This is a genomic window from Actinomadura rubteroloni, from assembly GCF_002911665.1.
GTDB lineage: Bacteria > Actinomycetota > Actinomycetes > Streptosporangiales > Streptosporangiaceae > Spirillospora > Spirillospora rubteroloni.
Window position 1 is genome coordinate 598,658 of record NZ_MTBP01000003.1, and the last position, 19,285, is coordinate 617,942.

A 19,285-nucleotide genomic window follows, 5' to 3' on the forward strand; every position below is an offset into this window, starting at 1 on the left:
CGCGCTCCTCCTTCGTGCTTGCAAACGGAGCCGGGTCCGCTTACGCTGAGCGGAGCCGACTCCGTTTAGTCTAGCGTGCTGGGAGCGCCATGATGAGAGAACTGGTCACCACTCCGTTCGGTGCCGCCTCGACCGCCGCCGAGGTGATCGAGGGCGTCGACCTGCGCGGCCGACGGGCGGTCGTGACCGGCGGCTCGTCCGGTCTCGGCGCCGAGACCGCCCGCGCGCTCGCCGGCGCGGGCGCCGAGGTGACGCTCGCGGTCCGCGACACCGCCGCCGGGGACCGCGCCGCCGCGGACATCGCCGCGTCCACCGGCGCCCGCCCGCGCGTCGCCCCGCTCGACCTCGCCGACCGCGCGTCGGTGGCGGCGTTCGTCGCCGCGTGGGACGGTCCGCTGCACGTCCTCGTGTGCAACGCCGGGGTCATGGCCCCGCCGGAGACCCGGACGCCCGAGGGCTGGGAACTGCAGTTCGCCACCAACCACCTCGGCCACTTCGCGCTGGCCACCGGCCTGCACCCGGCGCTCGCGGCGGCCGGGGACGCCCGCGTGGTCGCCGTCAGCTCGGTGGGCCACCTCAACGCCGACGTGGACTTCGAGGACCTGACGTACGAACGCGGCCCGTACGACCCGTGGTCGGCGTACGGACGGTCCAAGACCGCCAACGTGCTGTTCGCCGTCGAGGCCGCCCGGCGCTGGGCCGGCGACGGGATCGCCGTGAACGCGCTGAACCCCGGCCGGATCACCGCCACCAACCTGTCCCGCCACATCGGGGACGTGTCGGCCGCGCCGGCGTCGTTCGGCCCGCGCAGCACGGACGTGTCCTGGAAGACCGTCGCGCAGGGCGCCGCCACGTCCGTCCTGCTCGCCGCGTCGCCGCTGGTGGACGGGGTGACGGGCCGCTACTTCGAGGACTGCGCCGAGGCGGGGCCGCGCCGCGCGGGCGTCCGCCGCGGCGTCGCCGGCTACGCGCTGGATCCCGCGCGCGCGGCCCGGTTGTGGCGGGCGTCGCTCGCTCTCGTCGGCGAGTGAGCGGGCCCGGGGTCCCCGCGGCGCGGACCTAGACCCGGACGGGCAGCTCGGCGGGGCCGCGCAGGTTGACGCGGCCGTTCCAGACGACGTCCCCGTCGAACTCCAGGCGGGGGAAGCGCCGGACCAGGCGCTCGAAGGCCACCCGGCCTTCCAGCCGGGCGAGCGCGGCGCCGAGGCAGTGGTGGGGGCCGGCGCCGAAGGACACGTGCCGGCGGGCGTCCGGCCGGTCCAAACGCAACTGATCGGCGTCCGGCCCCCAGAACTCCTCGTCGCGGTTGGCCGACCCGACGCAGGCGATGACGAACGTGCCGGGCGGGATCTCCCGTCCGCGCACGGTGTACGGCGCGGTCGTGATGCGCCGCGTCTGCTGGACGGGCGAGTCGTAGCGCAGCAGTTCCTCGACGGCGTTGCCGGTCAGCCCGGGGTTCGCGCGCAGCGCGGCGAGCTGGCCGGGGTTGCGCAGCAGCGCGACGGTGCCGCCCGCGATGAGGTTCACGGTCGTCTCGTGGCCCGCGATGTAGAGCAGGACGACCTGGGCGACCAGCTCGTCGTCGGTGAGCCGGGCGCCGTCCTGCTCGGCCGCGATGAGGGCGGTCAGCAGGTCGTCGCCCGGGTCCCGCCGCTTGGCCGCGATCAGCTCCCGGACCAGCGCGACCATCGCGTCGCCCGCCCGCGCGACGGAGTCCAGGACGGCCGGGTCGAAGACGGGCTCCTGGGAGCGGACGAGCAGCCCGCTCAGCTCGCGGACGCGGTCGCTGCTGTCGGGCGGCAGGCCGAGCATCTCGGAGATCACCGCGAACGGCAGCGGGAAGGCCAGGGCGTCGACCAGGTCGGCGCGTCCCGCGTCGGCGACGCGGTCGAGCGCGGCGTCGACGAGTTCGGTGACGCGCGTTTCGAGCGCCGCGACGGCGCGCCGCGTGAACACTTTCGTCACGAGCGAGCGCAGCCGCGTGTGGTCCGGCGCGTCGTGCTCCAGCATCGTGCGGGCGAACATCGCGCCGGTCCCGCCCAGCCGCTCGTACTGGCCGAGGACGGCGCCGTGCGTCACGTTCCGCGGATTGGACGACAGCCCGGCGCGCAGGACGGCCGAGACGTCCCGGTAGGACGACAGGAGCCAGAATCCGGCGGCGCTCTCGTGCACCGGGTCGGCCGCGCGCAGGAAGCCGTAGGCGGGATACGGGTCGTCGGTGAAGTCGGCGCCGAGCGCCGCGATCGGGTCGGGGGTCTCGGTCATCGGGCACCTCTTCGGGGGGCTGACCTCGCGCATAACAATGTAATGAGCAGGTATAACATCGTCATGGCCGAAGGTCCAGGGGAGAACGCGCGGCAGCGGCTCGTCGCCGCCGGCATCCGGCTGCTGGAGCGGGACGGGCCCGAGGCGCTGAACGCGCGCAAGCTGGCGGCGGAGATCGGCGCGTCCACGATGGCCGTCTACACGCACTTCGGCGGCATGGCCGGGCTCCATGAGGCGATCATGCGGGAGGCGTTCGTCCGCTTCGGCCGCCAGTTGCGAGCCGTGCCCCGCACCGACGACCCGGTCGCCGACCTGCTGGCGCTCGGGCTCGCCTACCGGGACTACGTCCTCGCCAACCCGCAGCGCTACCGGTTCATGATCGGGCTCACCGGGCCGGGCGCGCACCCGCCGATCGGGCACGACCTGATCGCCGAGGGGACGCCCACCACGCTCGCCGAGAGTAACGCGGCGTTCGAGCAGCACGTCGAGACCGTGCGGCGCATCATGGCCGCCGGGCGGATCCGCCCCGACGACGCCATCGCCGTCGCCGCCCAGTTCTGGAGCGTTCTCCACGGCTATGTGCTGCTGGAGGCCGCCGGGGTGTTCGGCGACGAGGGCAACGGCGTGCTGCGGGTCCTCGCGCCGCACGTCGTCAACCTGATGGTCGGGCTCGGCGACGACCGCGCGGCGGCCGAGGCGTCGCTGCTGTCGCTCGCGGTCGCCCCGGCCCCGCCGCCCGCGCCGCCCGCGCCGCAGGCGCGCCGGGGTCGCCGTCCGCGCGCCTGACGCTCGCGCGCGGCTTGTTATTCAGTAGACCGGTCTGTAGATTTTCGGCCCATGCGCCTCCATCATCTGAACTGCGGGACGATGCGGCCGTTCGGCGGGCGGCTGGTCGACGGGACCGGCCCGGTGCTCGCGTCCGCGCGGGACGTCTGCCACTGCCTGCTGATCGAGGCCGACGACGGCCTGGTCCTGGTCGACACCGGGCTCGGGCTCGGGGACGTCGGCGATCCCGGACGGCTGAGCGGCGTCTTCCGGCGGCTCGTCCGGCCCGTGCTGGACGAGACCGAGACGGCCGCGCGGCAGGTGGTGCGGCTCGGGTACGCGGTCGAGGACGTCCGGCACATCGTCCTCACCCATCTCGACCTCGACCACGCGGGCGGGCTGGCCGACTTCCCGCACGCGAGAGTGCACGTCCACGCGACGGAGCTGGAGGCCGCGCTGCGTCCGGTCACCGCCCAGGAGCGTTTCCGGTACCACGCCGGGCAGTGGGCGCACGGCCCCGACTGGGTCCCGCATTCGGCCACAGGGGAGACCTGGTCGGGGTTCACGGCCGTGCGGGACCTGCCGGGGCTGCCGTCGTCGATCCTTCTCGTCCCGCTGACCGGGCACACGCGCGGGCACGCCGGGGTCGCGATCGACACCGGGGCCGGGTGGCTCCTGCACGCCGGCGACGCCTACTTCCACCACGGGCAGATGGCGCGTGAGCCGTCCTGCCCGCCGGGGACCCGGGCCTTCCAGGCGCTGTTGCAGGCCGATCGGGCGTCGCGTCTCCACAATCTGCAACGGCTCAACGAACTCGCGCGCACCGGGGATGTGCAGATCTTCTCGGCGCACGACGCCGTCGAGTTCGACCGCGCGGCAGGGCGCTCGTCCGCGCCGTAGTCGGGCCGCCTTGTTCCGCGTGGTCGAGGGGATCGCCCGGTTCAGCGGACGTCGTCCAACCGGTAGGTGCGGCGGGCGACGTCGCGCGTCAGGGCGTCGAGGGACGCGTCCTCGCCGAGGACCTCCAGTACGACGCCGAGCGTGGCCGGAAGCGTCAGCCCCGGCTTGTCGACGGGGAAATTGGAGGCCCACATCGTCCGCTCGGGGCCGAAGCAGTCGTGCAGGTGCCGGACGAGCGGCGCCACCGCGTCCACGAAGGCGGCGCGCGGCCCGTGGACGTCGTCCGGCGTGAGCGGCGCGGCCCGCTCGCCGCCCAGCAGCGGCATCCCGAGCCCCGAATGCTTGGCGACGACGTTGCGGTGCTCGGCGAGCGCGGCGACGTCGTCGCGCCAGGCGGCGAGCTGCTCGCGCCGCTGATGAGCGAAACGTCCGGTGTGCCGTCCGCGCGGGCCGAGGAACCCGACCGGCGTCGCGTAGTGGTCGAGCACGAACGTCGTCTCGGGATACCGCCGGACGAGCCCGAGCGCGCCCGGCAACTGGTGCGCGTAGCACCACAGCTCGAAGCTCAGCCCCCGCTCGGCGAGCGCCGCGAACCCGTCCAGGAACGCCGGATCGGTGTAGGCGGCCGGAACGTCGGCGAAGTCCCGGACGCCCCGGTCCGGGTGGTGCGCCGCGCTGAACCGCACCCCGCGCACCAGGCCGCTGACCGCGCGGTGGGCGTCGAGCACGGCGCCCACGTCGTCGCGGCGCGGATCGACATGGACGACGATCCCGCCGAGCCGGGGCGCTCCGTCGCGGCCGAACGGCAGCCCGGCCACCCAGCGCGTCTCCGCCACGGTCCCGAGATGCTCGCGCGCGGGCCAGGCCGCCTCGATGTGGACGACCGTACCGACGGGCAGCCCGCCGAGGTCCCGCGCGTACGTGCCGGGCAGATACGGCTTGAGGACGTGGTGCGGATCGCCGAGGAACTCCCGGTCGGCCCGCGGGACGACCCGCCGCAGCCCGCGCGGCACCCGGGGAACACGGCGCAGCAGCCGCGCCCGCCCCGAGCCCGCCCGCGTCGTCGTCAGCGGATCCCACTGGTGGACATGCGGGTCGACGATCGAGGCGGGCAGGCGCTCCGCGAGCTGGTGGGAATTCATGGCCCTCGTCTCGCAGGCGATGCGACTACGGCAAGCAAGACTGCCAAACTTCCGGCGTTCCGACGACTCCGGCGCTCCGACGACTCCGGCGCGCCCGCGGCGGTCGGCCGCGCTCGTGCGACGGGAGCGGGCCGCGGCGTCAGGGGAAGGGGAGCGGGGGAGTGGGGGCCAGGGTGCGCTGGACGGCCGCGGCGGTCTCCAGTTCGGTCTGCGTGATGTCGTTGACGAAGGTGACGCCGCCGATTCCGACCGGGAGCGGGACGCGTTGCCTGCCGTCGCGGTGCCGGACGGTGTCCTGGAGGGCGCCCGCCAGGACGTCCGGTTCCAGGAGGGGATGCCAGGTCGGGAGCTCCAGCGCCGTCATCACGGCGAAGACCCGGTCGCGCTGGTGCTCGGTCAGCAGGCCGCGGTGGTGGGCGACCACGGTCGTCAGGGCCATGTCCACGCAGACGGCCTCGCCGTGCAGCAGGGACGGAAGTGCCCGCATCTCGATCGTGGGGCTGAACGTGTGTCCGTAGTCGACACTGCGTTCCAGTTCGGTCTCCCACAGATTCGGTTCCAGCTCCTCCAGCATTCCCGCGGTGGCGGCGTGGAGCACCGCGACGGCGGCCTGGTCGCCGACGGGTGTGACGCCCTGGAACTTCTCGTCCAGCAGGCGGGGGCCGTGGCGTTCCAGCAGGTCGAACAGCCGGACGTCCTTGATCAGCCCGAGCTTCAGGATCTCGGCGATGCCGTTGCTGACGTGGCGGCGGGCGAGCGTCGCGAGGAAGAACCGGTCGAGCAGCGTCAGCGCGGCGGGCGCGTAGGTGCCGAGCCGGTTCTTGTGGCCGTTGAAGTTCACCCCGGTCTTCACGCCGACGCCCGCGTCCACGAGCCCGACGAGCGTGGTCGGGACGCGGACGAACGGCGTCCCGCGCCGGTACAGGCTCGCGACCAGGCCCACGATGTCGGTCAGCACGCCGCCGCCGACGACGATCACCGGTTCGCGGCGGCGCGCCAGGCCGAACGCGTCCAGTGCCTCCACGATGCGCGCGGCGGTGCCGAAGTCCTTCGCCGACTCGTCCGCCCGGACGGTCATGATCGTGGACTCGACGTCGTGATGGTCGAAGTAGGCGCGGATCCCGGCGCCGTGCAGCAGGTCGACGGCGTGGTCGACGACGACGAAGCGGCGCCGGCCCGATCCGATCTCCAGCACGTCGGCGCGGTCGGGCCGGAAGACGTGGTCGCGGAACCGCACCTCGTAGCTGACGAGCTGCTGCGCGCGGACGCGCCACGACCCCGGACGTTCCGCGTTGGACGGTGCGTTCACAGCGGCAACCCTTCGGCTCGCTGGCGGTCAGGACGGGGTGAGCCGCACGCGCAGCCGTCCGGCCGGGCCGTCGGCGGTGACGCGGACGTCCCGCAGGTCCCGGACGCGCTCGGCCCGCACGCCGTCCGGCACCGGGCCGGGGCCGACCAGCACGGTCGCGGCCCCGGCGGCGTGCGCGGCCAGCAGCCCGGCCGGGGAGTCCTCGAACGCCAGCGCGGACGCGGGCGCGACGCCGAGCCGTCCGGCGGCCGCGAGGAACCCCTCCGGGCTGGGCTTTCCTGCGGCGACGTCGTCGGCGGTGACGACGACGGGCGGCAGCGGGAGCCCGGCCGCGCGCATCCGGGCGGCGGCGAGCGCGCGGTCGGCGGACGTCACGAGCGCCCAGCGGTCCGGCGGCAGCGCGGCGAGGAGTTCGGGCGCGCCGGGGACGGGGACGATCCCGTCGGTCTCGCGCACCTCGGCGGCGGTGACGCGCGCGGTCTCGGCCGCGACGTCGGCGCCCGGCGGCGCGAACTCCGCGACGGTCTCGGCGGTGCGGCGGCCGTGCGACACCGCGAGGATCGCCGCCGCGTCCAGCCCGTGGCGGCGGGCGAAGTCGCGCCAGGTGCGCTCCACGACGGCGGTCGAGTCCAGCAGCGTGCCGTCCATGTCGAGCAGGAGGGCCGTCGCGGCGACGACGGCGGGGGTTCGTCTCATCGTGGTGTCCCTGAAAACGTCGGGGCGTGCCGCCGTGCCCAGGCGAGGTCCGCCGCGAGCCGCGCGGAGTCGCCGTCGCGGTAGTCGTTCTCCAGCACGAGCGCGCGCACCGGGACGCGGCGCAGCGCGCCGAGGGTCGCGTCCAGCCCGGCCGTGCCGGTGCCGAGCGGGGGCGTCGCGCCGGTGCCGGGCGGCCCGTCCTTGAGGTGGACCTGGTCGGCGAGCAGGTCCCCGCAGCATGCCACGAGGCAGTCCGGACGCAGCCCCGCCTCGACCGGGTTGTAGCAGTCCAGCACGAGCCGGAACGCCGGCGACGCGACCCGCGCGGCCAGTTCCCGGGCCTGTGCGCACGGCAGGACGTTCTCGCTCCCCAGCAGCAGGCCGCGCGCGACGGCCTCCGCCGAGGCCCAGCGAAGCGTCGCGGCGGTGGCGGCGAACGCGTCCGGGCCGTCGATCGCGCTGCGCCGGAAGCTCGGCGCGAACGCCAGCGGCACGCCGAGCGCGACGGCCGTGTCGAGCAGCCGCACCAGCACGGGCCGCGCGGCGGCGGACGTGAGGCCGACGTCGTTCAGGTGGTTGCCCGCCATGGCCAGCAGCCGCACGCCCGTCGCGTCCGCCGCCGCGCGCACCGCGTCCGTCCGGCCGGGCGCGTCGAGCCACGGGCCGCGTCCCGGGCCGCCGAGGTCGAGTTGCAGGCCGTCGGCCCCGGCGCCGGCCGCCGCGCGCACCGCCGCCGCGCCGGACGCGGGCAGCCGCCACTCCGCCAGCCCGACCGCACAGGTCACCGGACCGGCCCGCTCTGTGAGGCCGGCGCGCGGTCGCGGACCGGCCACCAGGTTCCGTCGCCGTCCACGACGAGGCTGTCGCCGTGGTGCCCGGCGGTCGTGGCCAGGCGCACCGCCAGCGGGGCGAACGCGGACGGCCGCATGTACGAGCCGTAGTCGAAGCCGGGCGGCCTGCGGCGGCGGATGCCCGGCGTGTCGACCATCCCGGCCGGGAGGATCTGGACGATCCGGACGTCCGCCGGGTCCTCCTCCTGCGCCACCGCGTCCAGCAGCGCCCGGGCCGCCGCCTTGGTCGCCGCGTACCCGGACCGTCCGGGGCCGGGGTTGAACGCCACTTCCGACGACACGCCGACGAACAGCCCCGGCCGCGCTGCGCGCAGCGCCGGGAGCGTCGCCGCGAGCGTCCGCCACAGCCCGGTCACGTTCACGTCGAGCTGGCCGAGCCACTCGTCCTCGGGCACCGCGCCGAACGGGGCGCGGCCGGCGCCGTACCGGACGGCCGCGAAGCACACCGCGTCCAGCGGCCCGGCGCCGAGCGCGGCCAACCGGTCGGCGGCGTCCGGGCCGCCGAGGTCGAGGCGCTCCCACCGCAGCGGCGCGGCGCGGGCGGGTTCGCGGCGGCTGCACACGACGACGTCGGCCCCGGCGGCGGCCCAGGCGTCGGCGACGCCCCGGCCGATGCCCGTGGAGCCGCCGACGACCAGCATCCGGCGGCCGGTCAGGTCGGTCATGGGTCTCCCTCCGTCGCGGCGATCCGGACCGACAGCTTGACCAGGCGGCGGCCGTCGACCGTGCGGTCGCGCGTGCGCGCGAGCCGCCGCATCAGCCGCGCGGCGCCGTCCATGCCGGTCCGGTGCGTGATCAGGTCGCGGTAGCGGGCGGGGTCGTGGGCCAGCTCGGCGGCGGCGGCGCGCAACTGGCGGCCGGACACGCCGCGATGGCCGAACAGCCGCCCCCGCGCGGTCGCCGTGACGCGGGCCGGGGACGGCAGCCCGCCGCAGTTCGCCGCCCGCGCCGCCGCGAGGTCCACGCCCGGCAGCAGCGGTGTGGCCGCGCCGGGCGGCAGGCCGCCGACCAGGTCCACGACGACGTCCGGCCCGGCCGCCGCGAGCACGGCCTCCAGGGCGGCGACGGTCGCGTCCCGGGGCGTGGCGATCAGCGCCGCGACCGGCCCGGTAGCGCGGCTACCGTGGGAACCCCCGGATGACCTGGGGGAACAACAGAAGATGAGTGCCGAGAGAGCCATCACGGGAGCCATGATCAAGGTTCGCGGAACGCCTGAAGTCGAAAGGCCGTTCTAACTCTCGATTGGCTCTCAACAGCGGAAGGGCCGGACGCTGCAACGTCCGACCCCTCCTGACACACACCGCGTCGTGGAAGGACTGGTGGCGTCTGATGAGTACTCTACTCGTGAACGGCTACAAGGCCAGCATCTACCCGGAGGGCAAGGGCTTCACCGGCGTTCTTGATCTGGGGTGGAAGGCTGACGGCAAGCGGAACCGGCCCAAGCGCAAGGGACCGACTAAGGCCGTTGTGAAGGACAAGCTTGCGAAGCTTGCCAAGGACCTTGATGACAAGGTCACCACCGACCGATCGGTTACCGTGCTCCGGGTCGCCACCGAATACGTAGACGAACTGGAGCGCGCCGGAAAGGCGCCCCGGACGATTAGCACCTACCGGAGTTTCGTCAAGAATCACGTATCGAAAATCGGTGCGATCAAAATCAAAGACTTTGAGCCACTTCATGTGTCCGTGTGGCTTGTGGAACTGGCCGCGAAGCTCTCTCCAGAAACACTGCGCAAGGTACACGCGCTGCTCACCAACGCGATTAATCGCGCCATCGTGTACCGATACGTCAATGAGAACGTGAGCCTTCCTGTCGCGCGTCCGCAGGGAAGAAAAGATGCGCTGCGCGAAAGCAAGTCTTTTAGCGTGGCTCAGACGGACTCGATCCTCAAGACGTGCCTGTCTCCACACCAGCGGTTCGGCGGGTATCTGGCGTTGGCGCTCACGTCCGGTCTTCGGATTGATGAGCTGAATGGCCTGACGTGGGAATGGCTGGATCTGGACTCCGATGAACCTACGGTTTATGTGGAGCGCGCCGCGCGAACCGATGGGAAGCTAAAGACGGAGAACAGCCGCCGGGGGCTGACGCTCGGCGGAGTTTCCGTGACCGCGCTCAAGGACTGGCGGGGGATCCAGCGCGCGGAATTCGCCGCGCGCGGCGAAATCGTGTCAAAGGAGACGCCGGTGTTCACGCGCCCCGATGGGAGCGCCTACACCGCCATTACCGCGCGGCAAGAATTTCGCGCCTTGCTCGCTGTGGCCGGTATCGCCAACCCTGCCGAGTGGACGCTACGCGAGACGCGCACCACGTTCGTCTCGATAATGAGCCATCATGGCATTGCACGCGAAATCATCGCGGACATGTGCGGGCACACGCTCAAGACGCTTGAGCGCCATTACCGCAAGGTTCTCGCTCCTGTTCACCGGCAGTCGGCAAGCGTGATCGACGCTGTGTTTGGACAGGCTGCGCACGCCCTAGCGGCGTAGGCAGCGCACAGAAACGCCCCTGACAGTTCGTCAGGGGCATTTCTGCGTCCTTCCACGACGGCTTAGGGAGTCTCTTACGCGGGCGCGCCGCGCGAGGCTCTGAGAGAGCGTTAGGCGCTATCGCTGTCTGCGGCGTCTTCCCGGCGCTTGAGGTAGGCGCGCAACTGGCCGTGCGTTACGCGCCGTCCGCGCTCCCGGATACGGATGGAGCGAAGTTCACCCGTGCGCAGAAGTGCGAAAACCGTATCCCGCGAAACGCCGAGAAGTTCGGCGACCTCCAAGACCGTGTAGACGCGGAGTTCGTTCGTCGCATCGTCGGTGGGTTCGCCCGAAATACTGTCTGGGTCATGCCGGTCAGACATGGATTCTCTCCTTGATCGTCGCAAAGTATCGGTCGGCACGCTGCCGGGTTCTCTGTGGGCTTTCATGGTGCGGACCGGACGAGACCTGCGCGAAACTCATGGTAAGCATGAACGGTCCGCGCGTGAGGACGTAAGAGACCTTTTCGCACTTGCCGCCATTCGTGCATCCCAGGGATTCGACCCGCCGGAAATACCTCCAGCCGAACATAACGGTCCCATTTTGGCCGGCCGCGCCCTTGCAATTTCTGGAAATCCGGTCGAAATATGCGGCGGCTTTCTCAGTGGTCTCGAACTCAAGTGCGGACTGATAGAGGGAACGGCGCAAGTCGCCGCCCATCCCCCGGATGTAGTCGTTCCAGCGCTGCCCGAAAACCCGAAGTTCCCCGGCGTGAACACCGGTAGGTGCGTCGTCGGTCCATCCGCAAAGCGCGTCAACTCGCGCGCTGTCGGTTTCGACTCGGTAGTGCGGCAAGTCGCGTCGGGATACGTCGGCACGGCTGAGCATGAGACGCAGGACGTCCGGCAGGCGTTGACCGCCTGCGGCGCATCCCGCGCCGGTGCCGACTGGCGCGCACGGCGCTGTGGTGCCCGTGGACGGCCGTGCGGACGTGGGGCCGGTCGGCAAGACGGGTGAGAACCTTCCGGACGGCTGGTGGCTCCCTCCGCAGGCGGACGCCGTCAGGACGACCGCCAGGGCGACCGCGACCCCTAGGCGTCTACGTGGGGACATGGCTACTCCTTTTCGTTGATGCGCTGAACTTCTGCGTGAATTGCGAATCCGATTGCCACCGCTTCGAGCGCGACTCGCACGGCCATGACGAAGACGACCCAACCGAGCGGCAGAAGCGTGACGAATGCCGCAGTTGCGACCGGTCCGAGCCACGAGCGAAAAGCGATGACGACGGCGAGAAGAATGCTCACCCACAGTCCCGCCGTAATGCGCGTCACGCGGTACAGGACTGAGACGATTGTGGGAGTCACGAAACGCTGGAACTGCGTTTCCGTAAGTGCGGCGGACAGGGAGTTACTTTTCATCGGACACCTTCCATTTCTGTGCTTGCCGGAGTGCGGCGAGTATGTGACCGGTAGCGGCGAAGGACACCATCCCGATCCAGAGCCATTCGGGAATCGTCGTTGTCCCGAGGAAGACGACAGCAGGGAACGTGCTCAACGGCAGGATGAACAAGATCGTTGATAGGTAGCGGTGGAAGGTGGGTCCGCGCAGCCACTCGAAAATCGGAGAGAGTAGCCACATGAATGCGCCGTAGTCCGGGTACTGCGCCGGACGCGCGAGCGCGAGGAAGATTTCTGTGACCGTTTGCGCCGCCCAAGCGGCAACCGTCGCCGATAGAACGGGCATGACCGGGCGGTGTGGCGTGGTGAATGAGTCCGTGAAGATCGGGAACTGAACGGCCATAAGTGCGGCGGCCGAATAGACTACGGCCAAAGCCGCAGACCAACCGGCGACAATCGCGGCAGGAAACCGTCTCATTGGTCGTCCCGGAAAAGGTCGCGCGTTAGTCCGTCTAGCGTTGCCAGACCTTGAGAGCAGATCACGAAAAGCCGGTCAGCCGGAGCCGGAAACTTGCGTGCTATACGGGTAAGCACACCCGTCCGCCGATTGTCCGGAGCGGAGAAAAGCACACGCGGGATGACGCCGCCCGGACCGGTTATTTCGGACTGAGCGATACGCAGGTAACTGCGCATCTTCTGTTCCACAATGGACACGCTCTCTGTGCCTCGATCTACTTCGATCCACCAATGATCGGTAACCCGGTGATTGCGCCTGACAAGAGCTGCGTAAGCATCGGGCTTGATGACGTCACCAAGTTCAGTAGTCCACCAGGATTCCGGCTCGGTTTGAAAGTCCGCGACCGCGAAAGGCAGCTTGCGTGACGACTCGATGAGCTGCACGTAAATCTCGGAGACGGCAAGGACGTGAGAGTGCAACCGGGGAGAAACGTTGCTCGCTGTCGTCTTCTTATCAGGTGCGGGAACACCCCGAATTGTTTGAATGAGCACAGCCCCGGCGGGATCAATTCCGTAGATTGCGGCACCGGCTCCACCGAAGCTTCCGCCGACACGACGAGGAAGAACGATAAGCGCTCGGCTTTCAACAAGCCGATGCAATACACGCTTACGGACGCTGAAACTACTAGAAAGCCCAAAGAAATGCAGACGCTCAATCTGAGAACCAGTGGCCAGCCCAAGCCGGTAAACAGTTTCAAGATCGGCCAGATCGCGATCCGTGAGGCGCATTCCGAGCCATACGGCGCGCTCGAAGATGTTAGGTGGCGGATTCAAGAAGATCACCTTTCTCGTTAATGTATTTCTTGCAATTCTTTCGATTTCTTTCCAGGCCGGCCGGAGCTTGATCATCAAGCGTCGGAAGCAGAAGAATTGCCGACAGGCCCGGACGTAGGGGAGAGTTTCAGCAGGAGAGGGAAGAGCTAACGTGGGGCTGACCTGCGGTGATGTGCTGTGACGCGTGTTGCCCGATGGCAACACCGGAGGCAACACCGAGGGACGCGCCGACGGCTACACCTCTATGGACTCATTTCTCACCGCTTTTTTCGTCGCTTGTTCGACCAATTCTCGGGACGACTCGAAGTCGCGGTTTGACGCGCTCGGCAATCTCGGTTTCGACGTCCGCGCGAAGTGCTCCGAAACGCTGTGCGCTTTCGCGGATGAAGTCGCGTCCGTCTCTCAGCGGTTCGCCGAGGGGTCGCGTCCGTCCGGTCACGGGTGCTGCCGTCCGCGCGTCAATACAGGGACGCATGGCGATCTCGAAGGCGTCCAGCGCTCCGAGGTCGTCTCGGGTCAGTGGCGCAAAGCGCGGTGCGAGCGTGGACGCGTCGCGGTATTCCGCCTGGAAAGTGACTTGAGTGCGGACGGTTCCCAGCACCGCGTTTGTGACGTCTGCACTCAGTTGGTCTAGGTACTGGTACGCCATGTTGACGCCGAGTCCCAGGCCGCGCGCTTGGGCGAGCATTTCGGCAAAATCGTCCGCTCTCCCGAAGTGCATGAATTCTTGAAATTCATCGAGATAGGCGAAGGTCGCGTGTCGCCGGTCCGCCGGAACGGACGCCCGACTAAGCGTGATCTGCCAGAGCGTCGAGACGAGTAGCGCACCGAGCAAATGCGCGGCGTCTGGCCCGATCCTGCCTTTCTGAAGCGGCACAAGTATGATTTTGTGCTCGCGGTACAGCGTGGACAGGTCAACGCCGTTGCTCTGTCCGAGCATGAGCCGCAGCGCGGTACGGGTGGAAAACGCACGAATCTTGTTCATGGAAGGGCCGATGACTTGCGCCCGTTCTGGCTCGCTCATCGCGTCATAAGCGGTCCAGAATCCGCGCACGGCGTCCGGAATCGGTTGTCGCAGGAGGTCCCGGCGAAATTCGTCGTCGGTGAGCAGCGCCGGTATCTCAACGACCGTGAACGAACGTCCGCCGGGCGCTCTCGTGTACGCCAGCGTCAGTAGGCAATTCCGCATAACGTCCGCCGTTCGCGGTCCCCAAGAATCGCGCCACAGGGACGCGAACACATGGACTACTTGGTCCACCATGAGTTCCCGCGCGTGCTCATCAGATGTGTCCACAGAAAGCAAGTTAAAGCCGGTCGGATAGTCCAACGACGCAGCGTCGATCACCACAACATCGTCGATTCTGTTGTCGGGAATCCGGGCGGTGATGTCCTCAATTAGATCGGCCTTTGGGTCGATAACCAACACCCCCCGGCCGGCCGCGATATCCTGCAATATCAGATTGGCGAGCAGAACAGACTTACCTGATCCGGTCGGCCCTTGAATCATTACGTGCCTCAGCCGGTCATCTGCCGTCAGCGCCAATGGCCGGGATTCCATCCCCGGATAGTTGCTGTCAGCGATGACGAGGCCCGTCCGCCGCATTCGCGACGGCGGCGGCAACTGGCGCGCGGACCCGACGCTGAGACCGGGAACGGTGAGCCCCTGTGTCGGCAACGCCAGCAGTGCCGCAGCTTCCGCAGCCGACAGCAGCATTGGCCACCATGCGGACGTGACCGGCATCGCGCGGCGCGCAGCTCGCCGCGCGACTACCCGTGTCGGCAAGGCGCGTGCCCGTATGCGCGTCTCAGGGCCGCTTACAGCCGACAGGCCACCGAGGACACCCGCCAGCAGCAACGCCGCGCGTGAGCGGTGCGACGCGCGGACCGCGACGCGTCCGGACGCGTCCAGCAACGGAAAACTGTTTTTCTCCGCAACCGCCTTAGCGATGTCGTCGGGCGCACCGCGTGCCACTTTCACGCGCCGAGTAGCCGAGACAACCCATTGCACGCAAACCATTTCGTCCGAGCCGAGCGGGTACATCGTGGCGAGCACACCAGCGATAGCGCTTTCACCATGCCCGTAGTCAAGCGTCCGCCACCGTCGGCTACTCCTCAGTTCACGCGCGCGGCGGAACTTCGGATATTCCAACCCTTCGGGATCTTCTTCAAGGCGCAATCCCGGCATTGCCGCCGTCAGGCGCGTAATCATCGCTGGCGCTAGGTGCGCCTGAATGAGTATGTGATGCGTGATGCCCCGAGCCGTTCCACGTACTTCTACGACAAGTGGCCACCGACCCGAAAGCGGACCGATCAGGTACAGGGCCGCTGTTACCGTCTCCACCGAGAGATCAGCGGGAAGCCGCATTTTGTACGCGACTAAACCCGCGCGCCACCTCCGGCGGTCCATCCAGCCCGCTGTCACGACGATCACGGCACACAAACCAGCGACGGCAAGCACAAAAATTGCCGATTCCCGGTAATTCATGCCGGCCGCCTAGTAACGGCGGCGGAATCCAACCGCCCAAAAAACGATGACGAGAATGGCCGCACCGATCAAAGGAAGGATCGGGATCAACCAATCACTGACGAGGCGACCCACGTACGCGAGGACCGGGATCGCAATGAGAAACGCGAGGATTCGGCCCATCCACGGACGTCGGTAGTACATGCGCATGATGCGTCTCCCATCGGCTGATGTTTCATCAATACCGATGGTGCGAGAACAGGTCCGTTTGAAACAAGCCACATTTAAAGGCAGGCCAACAGGGACCCATCACGGCAGTCAGTTAGGAAGTTACCAAGTCAAGGAAAACGTGGCAGTTATTGGCATCGGTGCAGGTCAGCGGAAGATGATCTAGTATGGGTCGGGCACGAAAGTTTCCCACCGACGACCCGCAAAGACGCAGGTCACCGGAAGGCAACGCGAACAGGAGGAGCCCTCAAGTCCGATGATCAGTGACGATCACCCCGCCGACACGACACCGCCACCTAGCCGGGAACAGGTTCACGACGCGCTACGCACGACAGTCCGGCATGGCGCGGCCGCAGCGAACCTCACCGTCTTCACGCCCACCGTCATTGACCTTCTCGCCCCTCCCAACGGGGACGAGGACTCGAATATGACACGCGCCGCTATAGCGGAAAACCTCATCCGCAAAGGGATTACAGCCGTTGAAGAACATGACGGCCCGGCGGTCGGGAGCGCCCTGCGTATTATGCTCGGACTCGCGTCCGGTACCGCAGTGCTTTCGGTCGAGCAACGCAGACGCCAAGCCGCACGCGCCATCGGTATACAGCCAGACACGTTCCGACGAGACAACCACTCGCGCCGATATTTCCTCGAACTCGCTTTTGCGATTCACTCACTTATCGAGAGTCGTTCAGCGGGCACGAGATAGCACACTTCCAGGCGAAAAGACCGGGCGAAGGTCCCGAACGGGAACCCCGCCCTTCCCCGGCACGCCGGACAGCAGAAACGCCCCTCGTTCGGTTGAACAAGGGGCGCTCTGTAGGCGGAGCGGGTATCGCCGGTTCGACTAGAGGTTCTTAACCGCTCCGATGAATTCCCGGAACATCTGCCGAGGAAGGGGCACCTTCGGCCCGTCCGGGTTCTTGCTGTCGCGAACAAGTACCGTTCCGGCCGTGTTGGCAAGTTCGACGCATTCGCCTCCGTTGCCAAGGCTTCTCTTGGCCTTTCGCCAAGTCAGATCGCTCAAGTCCATCGTTCCGCAATCACCTTCCGAATGAACTCCCGTGATTGGTCCACGGGAAGCGCGTTAGCCCTAAGTTCGATCAGGATTCCATGCAAGACCGTCAGGTCATGACGGTCGTCTACAGTGAAGCCTCTTAGCGAGTTCTCCACGTAGGCGACTTGTCCGGCATCATCCATTGTACCAACTACGAAACTGCTACCATTCCCCTGGTGGTCCCCGCTCGATCGAACAATCTGCACGGTGACGTTGGGAAGGTCACTGAGTGCGAGCAGGTGTTCCAATTGCTCACGCATAATTTCTTCGGTACCGACTTGCCGGTAAAGGACTTGTTCGTCTACGAGGAATACGACTTGGGGAGGTCGAGGTTCTTCCCGCGTGAGTACCGCTTGCCTTGCGAGTCGCTTTTCTATCTCCCTTACGTCGCCCTTGAGCAGGACGGCCATGTACGCGCGTGTTTGCGCGAGTCCCGACAAGACGCTTAGTTGGTAGCTTTCCAGGATATCCGCGTGCTCTTCCGACTCTTGCCAGTCGAACCATACGCTAGCGGGATATCCGTCCTGCGAAAGGTTATCCCAGAGACGGACCAGGGAGCCGCTGGCATTAAGGTACTTATCGGCTTTTTCGACGAAATCCGGACTTGGCCGATGCCTTCCGTTTTCGATCTTGCTGACAGCGGATTCGGTGACGTTCGTCGCCGCCGCAAGAGCGGCTTGCTTGATTTTGAGTTTTTCGCGCAGTCCGCGTAGATGTTCGCCAAATGCCTTCTTTGCCGGAGTGGGAGCCGACCTGTCCCCTGAGCGCTTCCGGCGCGGCTGGTCTGCCATTTCGGACACTCCTTCCACTTGAGCGAACTTGCGCGCTACTTGCGCGCCTTGCGTGTCTGGTCTCAAGGATGACACATGTTGAGCGTTTCCGGTGCTCAAGCTGCGCACTGATTCGGCAAGTGGCTTCATAGGTGACACACGCACGTCGATCAGGGCAGGAACCCCGTGAAAGCTGCGCCACCCCCCATACCGGTCATACCTATCGAGTCGATCATGCTTCCGGTGCGCGACAACGCACCGAAGAGGGCAGAGGACTTCGGCGTCACGCTCTGTCGCTTGGGCGACCTCAGCGAGTCCACGGCCGGTCCTCGGGCGCTGGCATTCTCCGAACTGACGATGAACGTTCTCAGGCACGCATCAAAGGCGACGGTGAATGAACGCCTCGCGCCAAACCAGGAAGTGAGGTCCTGGCTTATGAGAATCGGGTGGAGCGCATGACCACGCGCACGCCAGAGCAGACAAGCGGAGAGGCACATCCGCCGAACGCACGCAGGATGTATCTCGGAGGACTTCGGACTTCCTTGAAGGGAGACCCGCGTCTGTCCGTGAAGATGGTGGATGACCGTGGGTTGGTGTACCTGGAAGTCACCGAACCCACACGAGACAACACGGTGGAAGTCGGCGCGGACTTCATCGACGGTCAGTGGATGTTCATCCGACGCGAGGATGGCTTCCGCATGGGACACGCAATGGATTGCTTCGGAGCCACGCGCATAATTCAGATCGTCCTCGGACTCGGGTGACGCTTCCATTCACTCCGCACGGCGGAAGGTCAACCTTTTGGTCGCGATCACCGCCGGGAATAGGAACCACGGCATGAAGAGATCGAGTCTTTCCCCGCACACCGTCCGACATCTCGCCGCAAAGGGGGCACCGCAGGCCGCCACCAAAGACACGTCCCAGGAACCCCAAGAGGATCGGTGGAGCAAGCCTCAGCTTTCCTCCGATGGCACGTGGTCATGCCGACTGCGCGTACCGCTCAGCTATGCCCAGGAGAAGGCGGGCCTTCTGTATTTCGTGATCGCAGCGACGCGCGAGGAACTTGCGCGGCTCATGGAGCACGAGGACGAGCGCGCCGCGCGTTTCGAACTTCCCGCCTACCATCACCGGGACACCTGCTGATGACGAGCCACGAGCGAATCCCTGATCTCGTCAACGCCTACGACTTGGTGGGGGCCGCATACCAGGAAGCCATGCAGCGCGCAGGACTCATGGGAGGGATGATCACAAAGGTCAACGCTCTCGCCCGTGACCGACTTCGAGAAATCTACGCCGAAGCGGAACAGGGACCGACCTACACGGTCATGATCAATAAATGGACGGTGCATCTGTCCGGTCTTCGAGCGGCGAAACGCGGTGACGGGCGGACTTGCAATGCGCTGACGCGTGCATGGGAGACCTTTACGCCGGTCGCGTCCCATACTGACCTGAAAGACGCAATGGCAGCGGTGCGCGCGACCGCGAAGAAGTGGGATCTGCGCGTGTGTTCGCACTGTGCGCATGCCATCGCTTGGCAACCCGACGCGCCCGCCAAATGAACCCCTCCGGCCGGACGGTTGCCACTGTCCCGTGTGGCCCGACGAAGCAAGTCCTGTCCGGCCGGAGGTAACCACGGCTCCCCGGACCAACAGGGACAGTCCGGGGAGCGCTCACACGGGCGCACACGC

Annotated in this window: 25 protein-coding genes; 9 read left to right on the top strand and 16 right to left on the bottom strand. The window is 67.7% G+C overall.

What is annotated here, in order from left to right; genetic code table 11:
- The first annotated feature begins 89 nt into the window (after positions 1-89).
- Positions 90-1,031, top strand: a complete 942-nt coding sequence (locus BTM25_RS23945) for an SDR family NAD(P)-dependent oxidoreductase (RefSeq protein WP_205648240.1) — start codon at positions 90-92, stop codon at positions 1,029-1,031.
- Between the two features lie 28 nt (positions 1,032-1,059).
- Here BTM25_RS23945 and BTM25_RS23950 read toward each other — a convergent pair whose 3' ends face one another.
- Entirely contained in the window at positions 1,060-2,265 is a 1,206-nt protein-coding gene (locus tag BTM25_RS23950; RefSeq protein WP_103565214.1) for a cytochrome P450, read from the bottom strand.
- A 63-nt stretch (positions 2,266-2,328) separates the two neighbouring features.
- On the opposite strand from BTM25_RS23950, the gene BTM25_RS23955 reads away from it, so the two are divergent.
- Both BTM25_RS23955 and BTM25_RS23960 read left to right on the top strand, forming a co-directional pair.
- On the top strand, positions 2,329-3,051 hold the full coding sequence (locus BTM25_RS23955) for a TetR/AcrR family transcriptional regulator (protein WP_103565215.1): 723 nt from the start codon (positions 2,329-2,331) through the stop codon (positions 3,049-3,051).
- Positions 3,052-3,102: 51 nt separating this feature from the next.
- Positions 3,103-3,930 (top strand): MBL fold metallo-hydrolase, encoded by an 828-nt coding sequence (locus BTM25_RS23960; RefSeq protein ID WP_103565216.1) that lies wholly within the window; start codon positions 3,103-3,105, stop codon positions 3,928-3,930.
- Between the two features lie 41 nt (positions 3,931-3,971).
- On the opposite strand, the gene BTM25_RS23965 is transcribed toward BTM25_RS23960, so the two are convergent.
- The 6 genes from BTM25_RS23965 to BTM25_RS23990 form a co-directional block, all read right to left on the bottom strand.
- Positions 3,972-5,072 carry an amidohydrolase family protein gene (locus tag BTM25_RS23965; protein WP_103565217.1) on the bottom strand — a complete coding sequence of 367 codons (1,101 nt, stop codon included), beginning with the start codon at positions 5,070-5,072 and terminating at the stop codon, positions 3,972-3,974.
- 139 nt (positions 5,073-5,211) lie between these two features.
- On the bottom strand, positions 5,212-6,381 hold the full coding sequence (locus BTM25_RS23970; protein WP_103565218.1) for a sedoheptulose 7-phosphate cyclase: 1,170 nt from the start codon (positions 6,379-6,381) through the stop codon (positions 5,212-5,214).
- Positions 6,382-6,408: 27 nt separating this feature from the next.
- Positions 6,409-7,077 carry an HAD-IA family hydrolase gene (locus tag BTM25_RS23975; protein WP_103565219.1) on the bottom strand — a complete coding sequence of 223 codons (669 nt, stop codon included), beginning with the start codon at positions 7,075-7,077 and terminating at the stop codon, positions 6,409-6,411.
- The gene (locus BTM25_RS23980; RefSeq protein WP_168212224.1) at positions 7,074-7,862 is read right to left on the bottom strand and encodes a TIM barrel protein; all 789 of its coding nucleotides are present in this window, start codon (positions 7,860-7,862) and stop codon (positions 7,074-7,076) included. The genes BTM25_RS23975 and BTM25_RS23980 overlap by 4 nt, the downstream gene beginning before the upstream one ends.
- Entirely contained in the window at positions 7,859-8,593 is a 735-nt protein-coding gene (locus BTM25_RS23985; protein WP_103565220.1) for an SDR family NAD(P)-dependent oxidoreductase, read from the bottom strand. The genes BTM25_RS23980 and BTM25_RS23985 overlap by 4 nt, the downstream gene beginning before the upstream one ends.
- On the bottom strand, positions 8,590-9,111 hold the full coding sequence (locus BTM25_RS23990; protein ID WP_146059133.1) for a hypothetical protein: 522 nt from the start codon (positions 9,109-9,111) through the stop codon (positions 8,590-8,592). The genes BTM25_RS23985 and BTM25_RS23990 overlap by 4 nt, the downstream gene beginning before the upstream one ends.
- A 161-nt stretch (positions 9,112-9,272) precedes the next feature.
- On the opposite strand from BTM25_RS23990, the gene BTM25_RS23995 reads away from it, so the two are divergent.
- The gene (locus tag BTM25_RS23995) at positions 9,273-10,415 is read left to right on the top strand and encodes a site-specific integrase (protein ID WP_168212225.1); all 1,143 of its coding nucleotides are present in this window, start codon (positions 9,273-9,275) and stop codon (positions 10,413-10,415) included.
- Positions 10,416-10,525: 110 nt separating this feature from the next.
- Here the strand turns inward: BTM25_RS23995 and BTM25_RS24000 are convergent, their stop codons facing one another.
- From BTM25_RS24000 to BTM25_RS24025, 7 genes are all read right to left on the bottom strand, one after another.
- Positions 10,526-10,777, bottom strand: a complete 252-nt coding sequence (locus tag BTM25_RS24000; protein WP_103565223.1) for a helix-turn-helix domain-containing protein — start codon at positions 10,775-10,777, stop codon at positions 10,526-10,528.
- Positions 10,770-11,282 (bottom strand): hypothetical protein, encoded by a 513-nt coding sequence (locus BTM25_RS29335; RefSeq protein ID WP_146059134.1) that lies wholly within the window; start codon positions 11,280-11,282, stop codon positions 10,770-10,772. Before BTM25_RS29335 ends, BTM25_RS24000 begins: the two co-directional genes overlap by 8 nt.
- A 227-nt stretch (positions 11,283-11,509) precedes the next feature.
- Positions 11,510-11,812: a DUF4282 domain-containing protein gene (locus BTM25_RS24005; protein WP_103565224.1), complete on the bottom strand. Its 303-nt coding sequence runs from the start codon at positions 11,810-11,812 to the stop codon at positions 11,510-11,512.
- Complete coding sequence (locus BTM25_RS24010; protein WP_146059135.1) at positions 11,802-12,224, bottom strand: hypothetical protein; 423 nt, start codon at positions 12,222-12,224, stop codon at positions 11,802-11,804. Before BTM25_RS24010 ends, BTM25_RS24005 begins: the two co-directional genes overlap by 11 nt.
- Before the next feature lie 41 nt (positions 12,225-12,265).
- Positions 12,266-13,156 carry a replication-relaxation family protein gene (locus BTM25_RS24015; RefSeq protein WP_103565226.1) on the bottom strand — a complete coding sequence of 297 codons (891 nt, stop codon included), beginning with the start codon at positions 13,154-13,156 and terminating at the stop codon, positions 12,266-12,268.
- Between the two features lie 175 nt (positions 13,157-13,331).
- Entirely contained in the window at positions 13,332-15,566 is a 2,235-nt protein-coding gene (locus tag BTM25_RS24020; RefSeq protein ID WP_146059137.1) for a type IV secretory system conjugative DNA transfer family protein, read from the bottom strand.
- A gap of 9 nt (positions 15,567-15,575) precedes the next feature.
- Positions 15,576-15,755: a hypothetical protein gene (locus BTM25_RS24025; RefSeq protein WP_103565228.1), complete on the bottom strand. Its 180-nt coding sequence runs from the start codon at positions 15,753-15,755 to the stop codon at positions 15,576-15,578.
- 274 nt (positions 15,756-16,029) lie between these two features.
- Here BTM25_RS24025 and BTM25_RS29340 point away from each other — a divergent pair, with 274 nt between their 5' ends.
- On the top strand, positions 16,030-16,479 hold the full coding sequence (locus tag BTM25_RS29340; RefSeq protein WP_146059138.1) for a hypothetical protein: 450 nt from the start codon (positions 16,030-16,032) through the stop codon (positions 16,477-16,479).
- Between the two features lie 138 nt (positions 16,480-16,617).
- Here BTM25_RS29340 and BTM25_RS24030 read toward each other — a convergent pair whose 3' ends face one another.
- Positions 16,618-16,803, bottom strand: a complete 186-nt coding sequence (locus BTM25_RS24030; protein ID WP_103565229.1) for a DUF397 domain-containing protein — start codon at positions 16,801-16,803, stop codon at positions 16,618-16,620.
- Positions 16,794-17,618, bottom strand: coding sequence for a helix-turn-helix domain-containing protein (locus tag BTM25_RS24035; RefSeq protein ID WP_168212226.1), 825 nt, complete (start codon positions 17,616-17,618; stop codon positions 16,794-16,796). The genes BTM25_RS24030 and BTM25_RS24035 overlap by 10 nt, the downstream gene beginning before the upstream one ends.
- Positions 17,619-17,840: 222 nt before the next feature.
- Between BTM25_RS24035 and BTM25_RS29345 the strand changes: the two genes are divergently transcribed.
- The 4 genes from BTM25_RS29345 to BTM25_RS29355 all read left to right on the top strand — a co-directional run bounded on the left by BTM25_RS29345 (position 17,841) and on the right by BTM25_RS29355 (position 19,156).
- Entirely contained in the window at positions 17,841-18,056 is a 216-nt protein-coding gene (locus tag BTM25_RS29345) for a hypothetical protein (protein WP_146059139.1), read from the top strand.
- Between the two features lie 107 nt (positions 18,057-18,163).
- Positions 18,164-18,361: a hypothetical protein gene (locus BTM25_RS29805; RefSeq protein ID WP_103565231.1), complete on the top strand. Its 198-nt coding sequence runs from the start codon at positions 18,164-18,166 to the stop codon at positions 18,359-18,361.
- A gap of 73 nt (positions 18,362-18,434) precedes the next feature.
- On the top strand, positions 18,435-18,740 hold the full coding sequence (locus BTM25_RS24045; protein ID WP_205648241.1) for a hypothetical protein: 306 nt from the start codon (positions 18,435-18,437) through the stop codon (positions 18,738-18,740).
- The gene (locus BTM25_RS29355) at positions 18,740-19,156 is read left to right on the top strand and encodes a hypothetical protein (protein WP_146059141.1); all 417 of its coding nucleotides are present in this window, start codon (positions 18,740-18,742) and stop codon (positions 19,154-19,156) included. Before BTM25_RS24045 ends, BTM25_RS29355 begins: the two co-directional genes overlap by 1 nt.
- Positions 19,157-19,285: the final 129 nt, after the last annotated feature.